This is a genomic window from uncultured Nocardioides sp., assembly GCF_947488025.1.
Lineage (GTDB): Bacteria > Actinomycetota > Actinomycetes > Propionibacteriales > Nocardioidaceae > Nocardioides.
On sequence record NZ_CANKYS010000001.1, the window covers coordinates 17,343 to 34,856 of the forward strand.

At 72.2% G+C, this 17,514-nt stretch carries 20 protein-coding genes; 7 read left to right on the plus strand and 13 right to left on the minus strand.

From position 1 onward, the window contains the following. Positions 1-137 precede the first annotated feature (137 nt). The 5 genes from Q1B24_RS00030 to Q1B24_RS00050 are packed head-to-tail and all read right to left on the minus strand — an operon-like array spanning position 138 to position 5,625. Entirely contained in the window at positions 138-3,146 is a 3,009-nt protein-coding gene (locus Q1B24_RS00030) for a UPF0182 family protein (RefSeq protein ID WP_299921857.1), read from the minus strand. Between the two features lie 4 nt (positions 3,147-3,150). Further along, on the minus strand, positions 3,151-3,786 hold the full coding sequence (locus Q1B24_RS00035) for a PPA1309 family protein (RefSeq protein WP_299921859.1): 636 nt from the start codon (positions 3,784-3,786) through the stop codon (positions 3,151-3,153). After that, entirely contained in the window at positions 3,783-4,835 is a 1,053-nt protein-coding gene (locus tag Q1B24_RS00040; protein WP_299921862.1) for a S16 family serine protease, read from the minus strand. Before Q1B24_RS00040 ends, Q1B24_RS00035 begins: the two co-directional genes overlap by 4 nt. Positions 4,836-4,884: 49 nt before the next feature. Beyond that, the gene (locus Q1B24_RS00045; protein ID WP_299921864.1) at positions 4,885-5,145 is read right to left on the minus strand and encodes a hypothetical protein; all 261 of its coding nucleotides are present in this window, start codon (positions 5,143-5,145) and stop codon (positions 4,885-4,887) included. A 42-nt stretch (positions 5,146-5,187) separates the two neighbouring features. Continuing rightward, the gene (locus Q1B24_RS00050) at positions 5,188-5,625 is read right to left on the minus strand and encodes a molybdenum cofactor biosynthesis protein MoaE (protein WP_299921866.1); all 438 of its coding nucleotides are present in this window, start codon (positions 5,623-5,625) and stop codon (positions 5,188-5,190) included. A 54-nt stretch (positions 5,626-5,679) separates the two neighbouring features. Between Q1B24_RS00050 and Q1B24_RS00055 the strand changes: the two genes are divergently transcribed. Further along, the gene (locus Q1B24_RS00055; protein WP_299921869.1) at positions 5,680-7,041 is read left to right on the plus strand and encodes a zinc-dependent metalloprotease; all 1,362 of its coding nucleotides are present in this window, start codon (positions 5,680-5,682) and stop codon (positions 7,039-7,041) included. After that, complete coding sequence (locus Q1B24_RS00060; protein WP_299921871.1) at positions 7,038-7,688, plus strand: NUDIX domain-containing protein; 651 nt, start codon at positions 7,038-7,040, stop codon at positions 7,686-7,688. Before Q1B24_RS00055 ends, Q1B24_RS00060 begins: the two co-directional genes overlap by 4 nt. Here Q1B24_RS00060 and Q1B24_RS00065 read toward each other — a convergent pair. The 3 genes from Q1B24_RS00065 to Q1B24_RS00075 form a co-directional block, all read right to left on the minus strand. Continuing rightward, positions 7,637-8,176, minus strand: coding sequence for a M48 family metallopeptidase (locus Q1B24_RS00065; RefSeq protein ID WP_299921873.1), 540 nt, complete (start codon positions 8,174-8,176; stop codon positions 7,637-7,639). The genes Q1B24_RS00060 and Q1B24_RS00065 overlap by 52 nt on opposite strands. 60 nt (positions 8,177-8,236) lie before the next feature. After that, positions 8,237-9,286 (minus strand): PHP domain-containing protein, encoded by a 1,050-nt coding sequence (locus Q1B24_RS00070; RefSeq protein ID WP_299921875.1) that lies wholly within the window; start codon positions 9,284-9,286, stop codon positions 8,237-8,239. Positions 9,287-9,595: 309 nt separating this feature from the next. After that, positions 9,596-10,402, minus strand: coding sequence for an enoyl-CoA hydratase-related protein (locus Q1B24_RS00075; RefSeq protein WP_299921877.1), 807 nt, complete (start codon positions 10,400-10,402; stop codon positions 9,596-9,598). Between the two features lie 192 nt (positions 10,403-10,594). On the opposite strand from Q1B24_RS00075, the gene Q1B24_RS00080 reads away from it, so the two are divergent. Both Q1B24_RS00080 and Q1B24_RS00085 read left to right on the plus strand, forming a co-directional pair. Next, on the plus strand, positions 10,595-10,753 hold the full coding sequence (locus Q1B24_RS00080; RefSeq protein WP_090969683.1) for a DUF5679 domain-containing protein: 159 nt from the start codon (positions 10,595-10,597) through the stop codon (positions 10,751-10,753). 137 nt (positions 10,754-10,890) lie between these two features. Beyond that, positions 10,891-11,418, plus strand: a complete 528-nt coding sequence (locus Q1B24_RS00085) for a hypothetical protein (RefSeq protein WP_299921879.1) — start codon at positions 10,891-10,893, stop codon at positions 11,416-11,418. Between the two features lie 13 nt (positions 11,419-11,431). Here Q1B24_RS00085 and Q1B24_RS00090 read toward each other — a convergent pair whose 3' ends face one another. From Q1B24_RS00090 to Q1B24_RS00105, 4 genes are all read right to left on the minus strand, one after another. After that, positions 11,432-11,599 (minus strand): hypothetical protein, encoded by a 168-nt coding sequence (locus tag Q1B24_RS00090; protein ID WP_268110325.1) that lies wholly within the window; start codon positions 11,597-11,599, stop codon positions 11,432-11,434. A 152-nt stretch (positions 11,600-11,751) separates the two neighbouring features. Then, positions 11,752-11,946, minus strand: coding sequence for a hypothetical protein (locus Q1B24_RS00095; RefSeq protein WP_299921885.1), 195 nt, complete (start codon positions 11,944-11,946; stop codon positions 11,752-11,754). A gap of 47 nt (positions 11,947-11,993) precedes the next feature. Then, the gene (locus Q1B24_RS00100; protein ID WP_299923179.1) at positions 11,994-12,335 is read right to left on the minus strand and encodes a WhiB family transcriptional regulator; all 342 of its coding nucleotides are present in this window, start codon (positions 12,333-12,335) and stop codon (positions 11,994-11,996) included. 529 nt (positions 12,336-12,864) lie between these two features. Beyond that, positions 12,865-14,904: an ATP-dependent DNA helicase UvrD2 gene (locus tag Q1B24_RS00105; protein WP_299921887.1), complete on the minus strand. Its 2,040-nt coding sequence runs from the start codon at positions 14,902-14,904 to the stop codon at positions 12,865-12,867. A 95-nt stretch (positions 14,905-14,999) separates the two neighbouring features. On the opposite strand from Q1B24_RS00105, the gene Q1B24_RS00110 reads away from it, so the two are divergent. Next, complete coding sequence (locus tag Q1B24_RS00110; protein ID WP_299921889.1) at positions 15,000-15,242, plus strand: mycoredoxin; 243 nt, start codon at positions 15,000-15,002, stop codon at positions 15,240-15,242. A 43-nt stretch (positions 15,243-15,285) separates the two neighbouring features. Continuing rightward, complete coding sequence (locus Q1B24_RS00115; RefSeq protein WP_299921891.1) at positions 15,286-15,738, plus strand: hypothetical protein; 453 nt, start codon at positions 15,286-15,288, stop codon at positions 15,736-15,738. A gap of 12 nt (positions 15,739-15,750) precedes the next feature. Here Q1B24_RS00115 and nudC read toward each other — a convergent pair whose 3' ends face one another. After that, positions 15,751-16,674, minus strand: coding sequence for an NAD(+) diphosphatase (nudC, locus tag Q1B24_RS00120; protein ID WP_299921893.1), 924 nt, complete (start codon positions 16,672-16,674; stop codon positions 15,751-15,753). A 123-nt stretch (positions 16,675-16,797) separates the two neighbouring features. Between nudC and deoD the strand changes: the two genes are divergently transcribed. Beyond that, positions 16,798-17,508 (plus strand): purine-nucleoside phosphorylase, encoded by a 711-nt coding sequence (deoD, locus tag Q1B24_RS00125; RefSeq protein WP_299921895.1) that lies wholly within the window; start codon positions 16,798-16,800, stop codon positions 17,506-17,508. Positions 17,509-17,514 lie beyond the last annotated feature (6 nt).

Below are 17,514 nucleotides of genomic sequence, written 5' to 3' on the forward strand. Positions count from 1 at the left end.
TGGGCCGAGCCCAAATCGGGGTGCCCGACAGGGCTGGAAACCTGCAAGAACCGCGGCCGTACGACGCATCCGGACGGATCCGGGCGTCGTACGGCCGCAGTTCTCCAACCAGCTGAGGGGTCGCGAGCGGACCCCGATCAGCCCAGCTGGCGCACGGCCTGGTCGACGAGCCGGCGTCCCTGCTCCATCAGCCGGGCCCACCGCACCGTGTCGCCCTCGCGCTGCGCCTCGTCGGCCTCGGCGAACTTCTCCCTCGCCTGCTGCAGCAGCTCGGAGACGTTGGCCTCTCCCCCGGGTTCCTGGGTCGGCTGCGAGCCGGGTGACTGCGACGGCTCGCTGGTCGGCCCGTCGGTCGGGCTGGGCTCGTCCGTGGGCTCCGGGGACTGGTCCTGGTTCTGGTTCCGGCCGCCGTCGTCGGCGAGGATCAACGCGTCGGCGATCGCCCCGCGCAGGGTCTCCCCGATGCCGACGTTGCCTTCGTACGAGACCAGGACGAAGCGCAGGATCGGGAAGTTCGACTCGCCGTCGCGGCGGGTGTAGACCGGCTGGACGTACATGAACTCGTTGCCGATCGGCACGGTCAGCAGGTTGCCCGGCACGCGGTCGGCGTCACCGGTCGTGTAGGGCAGCAGCGACTCGCTGACGTCCTCGTTGGTGGCGAAGGTGTTGGCGATCTGCAGCGGTCCGCCCGTGGGCTCGTTGGGCAGCTGCAGCACCGAGACCTTGCCGTAGTCGTCAGTCGTCGCGTCGCTGTTGACCGCCATGTAGGCCGCGAGGTTGTTCTCCTTGTCGCGCGGCACGTAGACCGAGGTCAGCGACCACGTCTCGCCCTCGCCGGTGTCGGTGAACAGGCGGTAGGGCGGCTGCAGGCGCGTGGTGCGCTGCGGGTCGCTGGGCACCTCCCAGCGGCTCGACCCCTCGAACCACGCCGACGCCGAGGTCTCGTGGTAGCGCTGGAACTGGAAGCGCTGGGCCTTGAAGAGGTCCTCGGGGTAGCGCAGGTGCTCCTCGAGCGCCTCCGGGATGTCTTCCTTGGGCTGCACCGAGTCGGGGAAGACCTCCGCCCAGGCCTGGAGGATCGGGTCCTCCTGGTCCCACTCGTAGAGCGTCACCGTGCCGTCGTAGGCGTCGACCGTGGCCTTGACCGAGTTGCGAAGGTAGTTGATCTCGTCGGTCGGCAGGGTCTGGAAGCCGGTGTTCTCCTGCAGGGAGTCGTCGGTCATCTCCTCCAGCGACTCGCGCTGCGAGAGCGGGTACTTGTCGGTGACGGTGTAGCCGTCGAGGATCCACTGGATCCGCCCGTCGACGACGGCCGGGTAGGGGTCGGAGTCGACGGTCAGCCACGGGGCGACCTTCTCGACCATCTGGCGCGGGTTGCGGTCGTAGAGGATCTTCGAGTTCTCGTGCACGCGGCTCGACAGGATCAGGTTGGGCTCGCTGAACCGAACGGCGTAGAGCAGCTGGCTGAAGATGTTGCCGATCGGGACGCCTGCCTCGCCGTCGTACGTCGTCGCGACGTCCTCCTCGCTGCGGTCCCCACGCGGCAGGTCGAACTCCACCGGCGCGCCGCCCGGGCGCTGGCCGACGATGCTGTAGGTCGGGCTCTGCTCGCCGAAGTAGACCCGCGTCTCGTAGCCGTCCTCGCCGCCGACCCTCGACAGGGTGTCCTCGTCCTCCTCCGCACCCTCGGCCCACTGGATGCCGGTCTGCTGCGTGGAGTCGTCCTCGGGCCGCTGGTTGGCGAAGGCTGCGATCACGCCGTTGCCGTGCGTGTAGGCGGTGTGGAGGTTGGACCAGTTCTGGTCGTTCTCCGCGAGCCCGCTCTGGTCGAGCTCGCGCACGCCGAGCACCACGGCCCGGTCGGTGCCGTCGATCTCGTAGCGGTCGACGTCGAGCACGTTGGGCACCGAGTAGTAGGCACGGACCTGCTGCTGCTGCTCGAAGATCTCGCTGACGATCTGCGGGTCGACCAGCGGGATCCCATCGGTGAGGCCGTCGAGCGCCTCGAGCTCACCGTCGTCGGCGACGGCCGTGCCGCTCACGTTGCGTACGTCGATCTGGTCGAGCTGGTAGGCCGCGCGCGTCGCGTCGATGTTGGCCTTGATGTAGGGGCCCTCGCGGTCCGGCACGTTGGGGTTGACGCGGATCGCCTGGACGAGGGTCGGGACGATCAGGCCGAGGATGATCGCGGAGAGCGCGAAGAGGGCGACGCCGACCGACGGGAGCAGCCAGGTCCGCCGCCAGATGTTGGCCAGGAAGAGCAGCGCGCAGACGATCGCGATGCCGGCGAGGATCTCCTTGGCGGGCAGCACCGCCTTGTCGTCGGTGTAGCCCATGCCGGTGAAGATCGAACCCGAGTTGGTCACCAGGTCGAAGCGGTCGAGCCAGTAGTCGACCGCCTTGGCCAGCACGAAGAGCGCCAGCAGGGCCGAGACCTGGATCTGCGCGGCGCTGGTGAGCCGCTCACCGGGGCGGGCCGAGAGCCGGATGCCGCCGAAGAGGTAGTTCATCAGCAGCGAGGCGATGAGGCCCACGACGGCCAGGGCCATCACGAAGTCGACGATGTAGTGCCAGAACGGCAGGTCGAAGACGTAGAAGCCGACGTCCTTGTTGAAGTAGGGGTCGGTCGTGCCGAAGTCCTGGCTGTGCCGCCACAGGGAGTAGCTGCGCCACTGCCCCGACGCCGAGGCGCCGGCGAAGAGGCCCATCACCGCGGCCGCGCCGCCGATGACCCAGCCCATGCGGGGCGCCAGCAGCTGGCGGTAGCGGTCCATCCCGTCGTCGGGCATGCCCGGCATCCCGGGCCACAGGACGGGCCGGTAGCGGTAGGCCATCGCCATCGTCACCGCGACGACGGCGGCCATCAGCCCCGCGAAGACGAAGAAGAGGCCGACCCGGGTGAGGAGGAGGGTGGTGAAGACCTCCTGGTAGCCGACCGAGCCGAACCACAGCCGCTCGGTCCAGAAGGACGCGAAGGCGCTCAGCAGCATGAAGGCCAGGACGAGGACGATCGCGGTGATGACCAGCGCGCCCGGCCGGCGGGACGTGTTCGTGGGGCGCGCCCCGCCCGCGCCGCCCGGTCCGCCCGGCCGCTGGGGGCCGTCGGGTCCGGTGGGTCCGTTGGGTCGGTCGAAGGGATTGCTCATGGCCTCAGGGGTTCTCGTGGGGGTGGGGCTGGGTGTCGTGCGCGAGGTCGTGGAGGGGGTCGTGCAGCGTCGCGTGGAGGAGGTCGAGGAGCCCCGGGACGAGCTCGGTGCCGTTGACCACCGACTGCTCGTCGTCGTGGGCACGCAACCGCAGGGCGCAGTACGACGCACCGGCGCGCGTCACGCCGGCGACCATCCGCACCTCCTGGCGCTCGGGGTGCTCACGCGCGAACAGCTCGGCCGCCGTGGGGTCGTCGGGGATCTCGTCGTCGACCTCGGGGGGCAGCACCAGCCGCTCGATGACGGCGGCGCACCCGGTGACGCTGTCGGGCCACGCGATGGTCTGCAGCGCGTCCTCGAGGACCTGCCCGGGCGGCAGGCCGTCCTGCTCGATGGGCGTGAACGACCCGTCGTCGCCGGGACCGTCGATCGCCATCGCGGCCGCGAGCGCGGGCTCCTGGGCGACGAGCGTGGCGGTGTCGACGAGGGCGTAGAGCCGGGCCGGCTGGTCCCACCCGTCCTGGGCGACGTGCGCCTCGATCTCGAGGACGGCCGCGGCGAGGGCCGGGTCCTCGGGGAGCGCGTCGGGGGAACCCGGGTCGGGCACGGCGTCGGGGGTCGGGTCGGTGGGGCTGGTCATGAGGCGGTCTCCTCGCAGCTGGGGAGGTCGGCGTCGGGGTCGGCGACCCAGTCGTCGAGGGTCGTCACGGCACCGTCCATCGTCGTGGCCTTGGCCAGGCGCATGTCACCGGGGTCCACTCCCCCGATGCCGTCGCAGTTGTCGGCCGGGACGAGGAACAGCTCCGCGCCGGCGTCGCGGGCGGCGGCGATCTTCTGCTGGATCCCCCCGATCGGGCCGACCTTCCCGGCCGGCGTGATCGTGCCGGTGCCGGCGATGTCGGCACCGCCCGTCAGGGAGCCCGGGGTGAGCGTGTCGTAGATGGCCAGCGACATCATCAGTCCGGCGCTGGGTCCGCCGATGTTGTCGGCGATGTCGACGCTCACCTCGAACGGGAAGTCGAAGCCGATGCCGGGGGTGATGCCGATGCGCGGGTCGCCGTCGACGTCCTCGGGGGTCACGTCCACGGCGACCTCCTTCTTCCCACGGCGTACGACGAACTCGACCGGCTCGCCGGGGGCCGCGGCGTCGACGGCGTCGACGACGTCCTGGGCGTCGGTGACCGGCTTCCCGCCGGCCCGGAGGAGCACGTCGCGCACCTCGAGCCTGCCGTCGGCGGGCAGCCCGGGGGTCACGTCGAGGACCTCCACGATCGGGTCGACCTCCTCACCGAGCTGGGTGAGCGCGGCAGCGACCGCGGTGTCCTGGGAGGAGACCATGGCGGCATCCGACTGGCGGTCACTGGACTCGTCGGTCTCGTCGGGCGCGTAGATCGAGGAGCGCGGCCAGACGGCGGCGTCGGGGTCGAAGTAGGCGCGCAGGAGCTCGGGAAGGCTGACGTCCTCCTGCGGGGTGCTGACGTAGACGGTCGTCATCCGCAGCTCGCCGTCGTCGTAGAAGGCCTCGTGTCCGTTGACGCGGACGATCTCGTCGCCGTCGCTCTCGGCGAGTATGTCGACGGTCGGACCGGGGTAGTAGGTGACGTAGGGAAGCGGCACGAACGCGGCCGTCGCCCACAGCACGGCCAGGAGGCACAGTGCGAGCAGTCCCGCCCTGGTCCGCTGAGTCATGGGCGCAACTCTCTCAAACGACGGCAACTGCGCGGCGACAAGCCGTCGATCAGGAGGCGCGGCGGGTGGTGCCGTCGCCCGGTCCGGCACCGTGGCTGGGTCGGACGGCGATGCCGGTGCTGCGGTCGCGCGCCGGTGCCGACGTACGTCGCGTGCCCGCCGGCAGCTCCTTCGTGATCGCCCGGCCGAGACGCTCGACGGCGACGTCGCGGTCGACCTCGCCGCGGCCGTCGCGGCCCGCCCACGACACCCACGCCATCGCTGCCAGCGCGACGACGGCCGAGGGCACGAGCCACAGCAGGATCTCCACGCGACGAGCCTAGGGGCCGGCGCGGTCCGCGACGGGGAGGCCCTACGGCGTGCCGACCCACTCCTCGGTCCGGTCGTCGAAGACCTGGTGCTTCCAGATCGGCACCTCGGCCTTGAGCGTGTCGATGAGGGCCCGCGAGGCGGCGAAGGCGTCACCGCGGTGCGCCGCCGTGGTCGCGACGACGACCGCGAGGTCGCCGATGCGCAGCTCGCCCACCCGGTGCACCGCCGCCACTCCCCTGACGTCGTGGTCCTGCGCCACCTGGCGGCAGACGTCGCGGAGCCGGGCCAGGGCGGTCGGGTGCGCCGAGTAGTCGAGCGCCGTGACGCCCTTCCCGGAGTCGTGGTCACGCACCTGGCCCACGAAGAGGGTGAGGCCTCCGGCGCCGTCGTCACCGAGCGCGTCGAGGACCTCCGTGACGTCCAGCGGAGTGTCGCGGATGTCGACGAGGCGCACGGGGTCGGACGTGGGGTCGCTCACGCGGTCGAGTCTAGGGGTGCCGCGCTGCTGGGCGCGGTGAGTAACGTGGAGGCCATGAGTGACACCCCCGGAGGTCCCGGATCGTCCGGTCAGGGCCCCGACGACAACAACCCCTTCAAGGGCACGCCGTTCGAGCAGATCTTCTCGCAGATGGGCGGCTTCGGCCCCGGCGGCGGGATGCCCGACCTCAACGCGCTGATGGCCCAGATGCAGTCGCTGTTCGCGCCGCACGACGGCCCGGTCAACTGGGAGACGGTCACCGACCTCGCCCGCCGCGCCGCTGCGCAGGAGCCCGACCCGACGGTCAGCCCTGCCCAGTCGGGCGCCGTCGCCGACGCCGTACGCCTGGCCGACCACTGGCTCGACACGACGACCGGGTTTCCCTCGGGCGTCACCACCACCGCCGCGTGGTCGCGGGCGGAGTGGATCGTCGAGACGATCCCGGTGTGGAAGGTGCTGGTCGAGCCGATCGCCGGCTCCGCCACCCAGGCCCTGGGCCAGGCGATGCCCGAGGAGATGAAGCAGCTCGCCGGCCCCCTGATGGCCATGCTCGGCAAGGCCAGCGGCGCCATGGTCGCCTCCCAGGTCGGCAGCGGCCTCGGCGCGCTCGCCGGTGACGTCCTCAGCGCCTCCGACATCGGCCTGCCCCTGGGCCCGATCGGCAAGGCGGCCCTGCTCCCCACCAACGTCGCGGCCTTCGCCGAGGAGCTGCCCGACGTCTCCGCCGACGACGTGCTGCTCTACCTCGCGCTGCGCGAGGCCGCCCACCAGCGCCTCTTCGCCGGCGTGCCGTGGCTGCGCGACCACCTCATCGGGGCGGTCTCGGAGTACGGCGCCGGCATGGACTTCGACACCTCCGGGATGGAGTCCAAGCTGCGCGAGGTCGACATGACCAACCCCGAGGCGATGCAGGACGCCCTGGCGGGGGGGCTCTTCGACCCCGAGCCGTCGGCGGCCCAGAAGGCGGCGCTCGAGAAGCTCGAGGTGACCCTCGCGCTCGTGGAGGGCTGGGTCGACGAGGTCGTCAGCCAGGCCACCGCCGAGCGGATGCCGGCGGCCGCCAAGCTGCAGGAGACCGTACGCCGTCGGCGCGCCGCCGGCGGCCCGGCCGAGCAGACCTTCGCCACCCTCGTCGGGCTCGAGCTGCGGCCCCGCCGGCTGCGCGACGCCTCCACCCTGTGGGGCTCGCTGCGCACCCGTCAGGGCGCCGAGGCCCGCGACGGCGTCTGGATGTCGCCGCACCTGCTGCCCACCGCGAGCGACCTCGACGACCCGCTGGGCTTCCGCGAGGACTCCGTGACGCCCGGCGAGCTCTCCGAGGAGGAGTTCGACGCCGGCCTGCGCGACCTGCTCGACGGTGGCACCGACGGTGGCTCCGACGGCGGCTCCGACGGCGGCACCCGCCCGACCGAGTGACCCTTAGAGACGGGCGCGGGGCGCCCTCCTCAGGACAGGCCCTCCACGCGAGCGCGGTCGCGACGCTGTCGGACTGGGTCGCCCCGACGCCCGGGCAGGAGACGCTGCGCGAGCGCTACCTCGCCCACCTGGCGGCGCACCCCGACGGGCTGGCCAAGGCGTGCTTCCCCGACCACCTCACCGCGGGCGCTATCGTCGTGTCGCCCGACGGCGGCGCGGTGCTGCTCAACCACCACCGCAAGGCCGACGCGTGGCTGGCCTTCGGCGGGCACCTGGAGCCGGGTGACGCGTCGCTCGCCGACGGCGCCCGGCGCGAGCTGGTCGAGGAGTCGGGCCTGACGTCGTTCGCCTTCGACGAGGAGCCACTGTCCCTCGACTCCCACGCGGTCGAGTTCTGCTCCGACCGCGGCACCGTCCACCACCTCGACGTACGGTTCCTCGCCACGGCCGAGCCCGACGCGGCGCACGCGACGAGCGAGGAGTCGCTCGACGTGCGCTGGTGGCCCGTCGACGCGCTGCCGGTCACCTTCGACGACATGTACGCCCTCATCGACGCCGCCGTGGCGCGGGTGCGGGCGGCTCAGTCGTCGTCGAGTCAGTCGTCGTCGAGTCCGGGCGGCGGCTCCAGCCGCGCGGCCGCGGAGTAGCCCTCGAGGTAGCCCTTGGCCTTCTCCGCGCGGGGGTAGCGGTCGACCCAGGCCCAGAACGCGGGCGTGTGGCCCGCCTCGAGCAGATGGGCCAGCTCGTGGACCAGGACGTAGTCGACGACCCAGCCGGGCACCTTCTGCAGCCGGTCGCTGAGCCGGATGGTGCCCTCGCCCGGGGTGCAGGAGCCCCAGCGGGAGTTCTGGTTGGTCACCCAGCGCACCGAGGCCGGGATCGCCAGGCCCCCGAAGTAGAGGTCGTTGAGCTTGGCGGCACGGGCGACGAGGTCGTCGTCGGAGCGCAGCCGGCGCCGCTCCTGCCGCTCGATGCGGGCCACCATGTCGGCGACCCACGTCGCCTCGTCGCGCTTGCTCATGGTGGCCGGGATCAGCACGACGATGCGGTCGCCGTCACGATAGGCCGAGACCGTGCGACGTCGGCGGCGCGAGCGGCGCACCTCCACGTCGGGCGGGCTGGCCGGGCTGCTCATGTGCCGAACCTAACGCCCGCCACCCACACCGAGGGGTGGGCGCGCTGGCCGGAGCCGCACTCAGAGCCGGGCGGAGGCCCACTCGAGCAACCGGTCACGCTCCCAGGTCGTGACGATCCGGTCGGGGTCGATCCCGGCCTCGGTAGCCCGGACGGCGCCGTGGTCGAGCATGTCGAGCTGGCCGGGGGCGTGGGCGTCGGAGTCGATCGAGAACAGGCAGCCGAGGTCGCGGGCGAGCTCGAGCAGCTTCGTGGGCGGGTCGCGGCGCTCGGGCCGGGAGTTGATCTCGACCGCCACCCCCTCCTCCGCGCACGCGGTGAAGACCGCCCGCGCGTCGAACTGGCTCTGCGGTCGCACGCCCCGGTTGCCGGTCACCAGGCGGCCGGTGCAGTGGCCGAGGACGTTGGTGTGCGGGTTGCGGACCGCGGCGACCATCCGCTTCGTCATGGGGGCCGCGTCCATCCTGAGCTTGGAGTGGACGGACGCGACGCGGACGTCGAGGCGGCCGAGCATCTCCGGGGTCTGGTCGAGCGACCCGTCGTCGAGGATGTCCACCTCGATCCCCTTCAGCAGGGTGAACGAGCCGTCGAGGTGCTCGTTGACGGCGTCCACGACGCCGAGCTGTCGCGCCAGGCGCTCGGCGCTGAGCCCGTTGGCGACCCGCAGGCGCGGGCTGTGGTCGGTGAGCACGAGGTAGTCGTGCCCGAGCTCCATGGCCGTCATCGCCATCTCCTCGAGCGGCGACCCGCCGTCGGACCAGTCGGAGTGCGAGTGCAGGTCACCGCGGAGGCGGGCCCGCAGCTCCTCCCCGCCCTGCGCCAGGGGACCGGCGGTTTCCTCCAGCCTCACCAGGCGCTCGGGCACCACGCCGTTGCACGCGTCGGTGATGACGGCAGCCGTGCTGGGGCCGATGCCGGGCAGCTCGGTGAGGGTGCCCTCGGCGGCGCGGCGGCGTACCTCCTCCTCGGGCAGCGGCAGGATCGTGCGCGCCGCCTTGCGGAAGGCCTCGATCCGGCGGGTCTCCTCGCGCTGGCGCTCCATCAGGAACGCGATGCGCCGCAGCGTCGCCACGGGACCGCGGGCGGCGCCCGCCGTCGACTCCTCGCCCACTTCTTCTCCTCCACAGCCCCGACGCAGGTGAAACCGCTGGTCACCCGCACAGTACGGCGCCCGCGCCGGGCGTGTCGCGCACAGGGTCCTCCCCATCCCCGGCACCGTCCTCCACGGTCATCGGTCCGCGGTGCACACCGTCTCCACAGGTCTGTCCACAGGCGTGGACACCGAGCCGTTGACCCCGCACGCGGCCGGCCCTCGGTTTGCGCCCAGAAGGGCCCCACGGCTCCTCGACGCACGCTGGGGAAGGCAGGCGTCGGGGCTGCGGGGCCCCTTCTTCGTCCTCGTCCTCCCCACCCGTGCCGCTCAGTGGCCGCGGAACTGCGGCGCCCGCTTGTCCTTCGCGGCCGCGATGCCCTCCTGCAGGTCGGCGGTCGCGAGCGTCATCGGCTGGGCGAGGGCCTCCCACTGGAGCGCGGACTCGAAGTCGGCGTGGCCACCGTCGGCGAGCGCCACCTTGGTCAGCCGCGCCGCGATCGGCGCGGTGGCGGCGATGCCCGCGGCCGTCTCGAGCACCTCGTCGAGGAACGCCTCGGGACCGATGACACGGGAGACGAGACCGAGCCGCAGCGCCTCCTCGGCCTCCACGACGCGGCCGGTGAGCAGCAGGTCGCGCGCGTGGGCGGGGCCGACCACGTCGGGCAGCAGCCACGTGCCGGCCATCCCGGCGTGCATGCCGAGCTTGTTGAAGGGCACACCCATCTTGGCGCCGGCCGCGGCGTAGCGGATGTCGCAGGCGAGCGCGAGGCACAGCCCGGCCCCGATGGCGGCGCCGTTGACAGCGGCGATGGTGGGCACCTCGAGGCGCCGGATCGACAGCCAGGCGCGGTAGAACGGCAGCATCCGTGAGCGCAGGTGGTCGACGGTGGCGTCGGGCTCGCTGGCGATCCACGAGGTGTTGCCGCCGGAGCAGAAGGCGCTGCCCTCCCCCGTCACGACGACCGCGCGCACGGACCGGTCGGCGGCGAGATCGTCGATGGTCGCGACCCACGACGAGGTCATCTCGTCGCTCATCGCGTTGCGCATCGCGGGGTTGTCGAGGGTCAGCAGGACGACCCCCTCGGAGGGGCGCTCGAGGCGCAGGTGGGAACGGTCCGCAGAGGTGTCTGGCATGGCCCGAGGGTACTGAGCCGGCTGAGCGTGGAGGGACCCGGTTTCACGCTCAGCGCGTGTGGTGCGTGAGCGTGGCCCACGCGTGGCGTAGGGTCGCTGACGGAGCGCTGGCAACCGCCAGCTCACCCCGGCGGGCTTCCCCGAGAGACTTCCCCGCCGCGACGACCAAGGAAAACAAGCAAGGAGGCCGTCATGGCGGAGACCTGGAGCGGTGAGTTCTACTGCGTCAAGTGCAAGGAGAAGCGCGAGGCGGAGGGCGAGATCAAGGTCAACGACAAGGGCACCAAGATGGCCAAGGGCGTCTGCCCGGTCTGCGGCACCAACCTGAACCGCATCCTCGGCAAGGCCTGAGCCTCAGCTCTTGAGCTCATCGCAGCGGCGCCGCCCCGCGGGCGGCGCCGCTGCTGCATGTCCGGGGGCACGTCCGACGGCCGGGATGGCCTGTGGACGACGGCCCGCACCGCACTGGGCCGTGGCACGGTCGTGGAGTGCCTGCCCGCCCCGCCCCGTCGCCGTACGCCGCCGGCGTCCGCGCACAGCTCGACTGCCCTGACGCGTGGGCCGGCGCCGTCCTCGCGGCGCTGGCCGCCGCCGGTGTCGTCGTCGACCCGACTGCTCCGGTCGGCATCGCCGTGGCCCCCGGGCGACTGGTCTCGCCGGTCGTCGACGCCTGGTGCGTCGACTCGCTGCCCCACGTGCTGGTGGGCGTCCAGCCCTACGCCGTCGAGGTCGGCCCGTGGGTCGCCCCCGGTGTCGGGCCCTGCGCGCGGTGCGTGGCGGCCGGCGTGCTCGACGAGGGTGGCCCGGCCCCCGCGGGCGCGGTGCCCCGCCCGCTGCTGGCGCTGGCCGCCGGTGCGGTCGCCCGGGACCTCGGCGCGTGGTCGCGGGGCGAGCTGCCGCACACGTGGCTCACGTCGTGGCGCGTCGACCACGATCCGCTCCCCGCCGCACGGCGCTGGGAGCGTCATCCCTACTGCGGGTGCGCCTGGTTCGAGACCGCGACCGACACGGGCTGAGCCCGGCCGGCCCTCACCACCACTCGCTGTCGAGCTTGCTCTCCATCGCGCGCAGGTGGGTGCGGGAGCAGGTGTCGCAAAAGGCGCGCCGACGGCCGTTCTCGACCGCGGTCGTCCACGTGAGGGTCTCCCCCTCCGGAGCCTGGGTGCCGCAGAAGTCGCACGTCACGAGGTCGCTCACGTCTCGAGGTTACCCCGGCCCGCGCCGCGCGAGCTGGGCAGAAAAGCAGTGAGCCGGTACGTCGTCACGGTGACGACGTACCGGCTCACTGGGTGTGCTCACCCGCGATCAGGGCGAGATCCTCTCCTCGGCCAGGTCGGCCTCGGACCACGTCAGATCGCGCGAGCGAGGGCGAGACGCGCCTGCTGCGCGGCCTGCTCGGCCTTGCGGCTCATACGACGGGCCCGGGCCAGCTGGTGGCCGCGCCGCAGTTCTTGCGCCTCTCCCAGGCGCGCGGTCATTTGCGCGCGTGCGAGTTCTTCATGCATGAGATTCATGTCGTTGCGTCCATTTCGGTAGGTCTTCATCAGTGGTGGTTCCTTGTGGTTCCTCGGAGGTGGTGGAGCGGTGGCGCCTACGCGGCGGCCCCGTCCTTCTGGTTCTGGCCGGCCTGAGCGGCGACCTGTTCGGACTTGCGGGGCCGGCCTCGCGGCCGCTTGCGCGGGATCACCACGCCCTGGAGGAAGAGCTCGCCTCCCCAGACGCCCCACGGCTCACGCCGTTCGAGGGCTCCGTCGAGGCACAGCGCCTGCACGGGGCAGTCGATGCAGAGGGCCTTGGCCTGCTCCACGTCCGCGGGGGACTCGGCAAACCACAGCTCTGCGTCGTTGACGCGGCAGGGCAGCAACTCCTCATCCACTCCGGCAGCTGCGTCGTGCAGGGCTCCGAGCGGGGCCTGGGGCTCCGCCTGGGTCATGTCGGCAGCTCGGTTGCGGTCGAGAACGCTGATGGTCATGTGTTCACCTCCTTCTCGTTGACCTGATCGCGGTGGGTGACTCATGGGGACGTCACTGGGACAAACAGAAAGGCCGCGGATCCCGGGTGTCGGGTTCCGCGGCCTGGAGGCTGCCGATGCGAGTTCTCTCAACTCGTCGGTGGACTCCAGGCTGGAAGACCCGGGAAGACGCCCTTGACGCGCTCGATGGACACAGCGGTCCCCTGGAGCGCAGCTGCACCATCGACACCGAGGACGCGCACATCAGTGGCGCAGCGGTGGCCGGCAGCGGGCATGCCGAAGGACGGCGTCCAAGCCGTCATCGTCATCGTGTAGTTCTCCATGGGGGCCACCTCCTTCGGGGCGTCGGGCGCGGATCGTTGTCAGCGATCCCATGCGCGGGTTGTTGTGCAGGGAACGTTAGACCCCTCACATCGTCAGGGGCAAACCATTTAATGGGTATTACCGAGATTTCTTTTCGGCGTCCGTCCGGACGCCTCGCCGGGCCCGGTCAGGGGCTTGCCCCGGCCACCAGCGCGAGCACCTCGTCGCCGTACTTGGCGATCTTGCTCGGGCCGACGCCGCTGATCGCGCGCAGCCCCTTCTCGTCGGTGGGGACGTGCTCGGCGATGAGCTGAAGGGTCGCGTCGGTGAAGATGACGAACGCCGGCACGCTGTCCTCCGCGGAGCGGGCGAGGCGCCACTCGCGCAGCCGCTCGAAGAGCGCCTCGTCGTAGGAGGCCGGGCAGTCGGCGCAGCGACCGGTCTTCTTCTCCACCGACGTCGACAACGCCTTGCCGCACTCGCGGCAGTGCATCGCGGCGCGGTTGCGCCGGGTGCGCTCGCGGCGCTGCACGGACACGCCGGGCACGCCGTCGAGCAGCGGCGCGAGGAACGGCGAGCTGCCGCGGGTGGACCGGCCGCCCGGCTCCCGCGCGGTCGCCCACGACACGCTCAGCTCGTCGCGGGCGCGGGTCATCGCGACGTAGAGGAGGCGGCGCTCCTCCTCGATCTCGGCGGGCGTCTGCGCCTGCGAGATCGGCATCATCTTGTCGTGCATACCGGCCACGAAGACGGCGTCCCACTCCAGACCCTTGGCCGAGTGGATGGTCGCCAGGGTGACGGCGTCGGCCACCGGCGCGTGCTGTTCGCTGGCCCGGCGGTCGAGGTCGTCGACGAAGTCGCCGACACCCGCCTCGGGGCGCTCGCGGCCGAAGTCGGCGGCGAGGTCGACCAGCGCCTGCAGGGACTCCCACCGGTTGCGGACCTCTCCCCTGCCCTCGGGGGGCTCGGTGGAGTGGCCCATCTGCGACAGCACGGCCACGACGGCGTCCGACACCGGGCCCGACGCCTCGCCCGAGCGCGCGGCGCCCCGGACGAGGGTGATCGCCTGCCGCACCTCGGGGCGGTCGAAGAACCGCGCCGCACCGCGTACGACGTAGGGGAGGCCGCGAGCCGCCAGGGCCTCCTCGAAGCGCTCGGACTGCGCGTTGATGCGCAGCAGGACGGCCATCCGGCTGGCGGGCGTGCCGGAGGCCCGCAGGGCGGCGACGCGGTCGGCGACCGCCTCGGCCTCGGCGACCTCGTCGGTGGCCTCGCGCCAGGTGATGCGGGCGCCGGACGGCCGCTGGGCGACGAGGTCGACGCCCTTGCTGGGGGTGCCCTCGAGCAGCCGGTTGGCCGCGGAGACGACCTCCGGGGTGGACCTGTAGTTGCGGACCAGGTCGACGCTCGTGGCTGACGGGAAGCGTTGGGTGAACTCGCGGAGGTAGCGGGCGTCGGCGCCGGCGAACGAGTAGATCGTCTGGGCCGGGTCACCCACGACGCACAGCTCGTCGCGGCCGCCGAGCCACAGGTCGAGCAGGGCGTGCTGGAGGGGCGAGACGTCCTGGAACTCGTCGACGACGAACCACTTGTACTGCCGGCGGACCTGGGCGGCCACCGCCTCGTTGTCGGCGAGGAGACCGGCACCGAACAGGAGCACGTCCTCCATGTCCATCCGGCCCTGGCCGCGCTTGACCTCCTCGTAGGCGTCGAACGCGCGCGCGACCACCTCGGGGTCGAGGCCCGACACGGTGCGGCCGCGGGTGCGGGCGATCGCGGCATAGGTGTCGGGGCTGACGTTGGAGACCTTGGACCACTCGATCTCGCTGGCGAGGTCACGCAGCGTGGCCTGGTCGACGCCGAGCCGCTGGCGGCGCGCCGCGAGGGCGAGCATGCCGAGCTTGGACTCGACGAGCTCGGGGAGCTCGCGCTGGTGCACGCGTGGCCAGAAGAAGCGCAGCTGGCGCAGCGCGGCGGAGTGGAACGTGCGCGCCTGCACCCCGGGCGCCCCGAGGGCCCGCAGGCGTTCGCGCATCTCGCCGGCCGCACGGGTCGTGAAGGACAGGGCCAGCACCTCCGTCGGCGCGTAGACCCCCTGGGCGACGCCGTGCGCGATGCGGTGGGTGACCGCGCGCGTCTTGCCGGTGCCGGCGCCGGCGAGGACACGCACCGGTCCGCGCAGCGCCTCGGCGACCTGTCGCTGCTCGGGATCGAGCGCTTCGAGCAACGGAACAACTCCTGCGACGTCGTGGTTGGGACCAGTCGAGGGTGGCGACCACCCTCGCCGTTGAACCCTAGACGCCGGAGGGGACACTCCATCCCATGACCTTCACCATGTTCAGCACCCCGTGGTGCGGATACTGCCACCGCCTCAAGAGCCAGCTCGACCGCGAGGGCATCGAGTTCTCGATCGTCGACATCGAGCAGGAGCCGGAGGCCGCGTTCACCGTCGAGCAGGCCAACGGTGGCAACCAGACCGTCCCGACCCTGCTCTTCTCCGACGGCAGCACGCTGACGAACCCGTCGGTGGTGCAGGTCAAGGAGAAGCTGGCCGCGCTGTCGTGACGCTGGCGTGGAGCCGAGGCCGTCCCGGGGTTAGCCTGACGTCGTGTCACTGCTGAACTCGATCGACCGCGACCACGTCCTCACCGCGATGGAGACCTGGGACGCAGCGGGTGGGGCCAACTACATGCTGGTGCGCGGCGGCGTCTCGACGCACGTGCTGAGGCACCACGGCAAGGAGTACGACGCCGCGGCCATCGCCGGCATCGCCCACGGCCTCGCGACCGGGCGCACCCTCACCCCCGCCGACATCCCGGGCGGCTCGGCCGGGGCGAGCAAGCACCTCGTCCGGCTGGGCTTCGACGTCCGCGACGACTCGCCGCCGGCTCCGCAGCGGGTGCCGGGCACGCGCTCGACCACGCCTCGTGCGCCGCGGGCGACCACCCCGCGTGCGATGACCTCCCGCCCGCGGGTCGCCGCCAGCGACCGGGTCGACAAGCTGTGCCCGACCTGCTTCCTCGCGCTGCCCGCCACGGGCATCTGCGACAACTGCGCCTGACCGGCGTCGACGTCAGCCCCAGCCGGGGCCGTCGAGCGGGCGTCCGAACCAGGTCTCGATGAGCGACGAGGAGATCGAGATGCCGCGGGGCACGACGAGCTCCCCCGAGCGGCCGGCGGCCTCGAAGTCGCCGCGCGTCCACCACCGCGCCTCCTCGATCTCCGACCCGTCGACGTCGATGTCGGTCGTCGACGCGCGCCCGGTGAACCCCAGCATCAGGCTGGCCGGGAGCGGCCAGGGCTGGCTGCCGAAGTAGGACACCTCGCCCACCCGCACGCCGACCTCCTCGTGCACCTCACGGCGTACGGCGTCCTCGAGGGTCTCCCCCGGCTCGCAGAAGCCGGCGAGGGTGGACCAGCGTCCCGGGGGCCAGGCGGTGTTGCGGCCGAGCAGGATCGCCTCGTCGTCGCCCTCGCCGTGGGTGATCGCCATGATCACCGCCGGGTCGGTGCGGGGGAACTGGGCGCGGTCGCACTGCGTGCAGCGCAGCTCGTGACCGGCGGCGCGGCTGGCCAGGGAGCCGCCGCACCGCGGGCAGAAGCGCGTGGCGTGGTGCCACTCCGCCAGGCCGACGGCGTGCATCACCAGCGGCGCCTGCTGGGCCGTGCCGTCGGCGAGGAGGGTCAGCACCGAGCGCAGCGGCACCCACTCCTCCGCCTCGCCCGGCGCACGGTCGGGCGGCACGATGACGGCCACGTGGACCACGCCGTCGCGATCGCCCAGCAGGACGAGGGTGCCCTCGGGCGCCTCGTCGGGGCCGACCCACTGGACGGCTCCGTCGACCGGGCGGAGCCGGTTGCCGGCCACCACCAGGACACGGGTCGCCGGGTCGGACATCTGCTCGGCGAGCCACGCCTCGTCAGTGCGCCGCAGGCCCATCCGGTTGTGCGCGTGGAGGGAGAGGGCGACGTGCGGCAGGAGGCGTTCGGGACTCACCACGTCAGGCTAGCGCCGTACCTCTTTGACAATCATTCTCATCTGTGACGTGAATGATTCTCATGCTCACTGCGGCGTCCGTGTCCGTGTCCGTGTCCAGCCCTTGTCCCTAGGCTGGGCGCCGTGAGCACCCACATCGGCGCCCAGCCCGGCGACATCGCCCCCACCGTCCTGCTGCCCGGCGATCCCCTGCGGGCCAGGTGGATCGCCGAGACGTTCCTCGACGACGCGCGCTGCTACAGCGAGGTGCGCGGGATGTACGGCTTCACCGGCACGTGGAACGGCCACCCGGTCTCCGTGCAGGGCTCCGGGATGGGCCAGCCGTCGATGTCGATCTACGTGCACGAGCTCTTCAACGAGTACGACGTGCAGTCCATCGTCCGCGTCGGCTCGTGCGGCGCCGTCACCGACCGCGTCGGGGTGCGTGACGTCGTCATCGCCTCCGGTGCGTGCACCGACTCCTCGATGAACCGCATCGCCTTCCACGGCATCGACTACGCGCCGGTCGCCGACTTCGGCCTGCTGCGCGGCGCGGTCGAGGCCGCCGAGGCCCGCGAGGGCGGCTCGCCCTTCCACGTCGGCCTGATCTTCTCCAGCGACTCGTTCTACGCGGCCCGCCCCGAGCTGCTCGGCGAGATCGTGAAGTACGGCGTCCTGGCCGTCGAGATGGAGGCCAGCGCGCTCTACACCCTCGCCGCCAAGCACGGCCGCCGCGCGCTCGCGATCTGCACGGTCTCCGACCACATCGTCACCGGTGAGGAGACCACCTCCCAGGAGCGCGAGCAGACCTTCGGCGAGATGGTCGAGATCGCGCTGACCGCCGCCCTCCGCTGACGGCGT

What these genes read in the sequence shown, in the direction of transcription:
- Q1B24_RS00035 (WP_299921859.1), bottom strand. Translation starts at nt 3,786, where the DNA reads ATGACCAGCCCCACCGACCCGACCCCCGACGCCGTGCCCGACCCGGGT.
- Q1B24_RS00100 (WP_299923179.1), bottom strand. Translation starts at nt 12,335, where the DNA reads ATGACCCAGGCGGAGCCCCAGGCCCCGCTCGGAGCCCTGCACGACGCA.
- Q1B24_RS00030 (WP_299921857.1), bottom strand. Translation starts at nt 3,146, where the DNA reads ATGAGCAATCCCTTCGACCGACCCAACGGACCCACCGGACCCGACGGC.
- Q1B24_RS00055 (WP_299921869.1), top strand. Translation starts at nt 5,680, where the DNA reads ATGAGTGACACCCCCGGAGGTCCCGGATCGTCCGGTCAGGGCCCCGAC.
- Q1B24_RS00080 (WP_090969683.1), top strand. Translation starts at nt 10,595, where the DNA reads ATGGCGGAGACCTGGAGCGGTGAGTTCTACTGCGTCAAGTGCAAGGAG.
- Q1B24_RS00065 (WP_299921873.1), bottom strand. Translation starts at nt 8,176, where the DNA reads ATGAGCAGCCCGGCCAGCCCGCCCGACGTGGAGGTGCGCCGCTCGCGC.
- Q1B24_RS00040 (WP_299921862.1), bottom strand. Translation starts at nt 4,835, where the DNA reads ATGACTCAGCGGACCAGGGCGGGACTGCTCGCACTGTGCCTCCTGGCC.
- Q1B24_RS00075 (WP_299921877.1), bottom strand. Translation starts at nt 10,402, where the DNA reads ATGCCAGACACCTCTGCGGACCGTTCCCACCTGCGCCTCGAGCGCCCC.
- Q1B24_RS00110 (WP_299921889.1), top strand. Translation starts at nt 15,000, where the DNA reads ATGACCTTCACCATGTTCAGCACCCCGTGGTGCGGATACTGCCACCGC.
- Q1B24_RS00095 (WP_299921885.1), bottom strand. Translation starts at nt 11,946, where the DNA reads ATGAAGACCTACCGAAATGGACGCAACGACATGAATCTCATGCATGAA.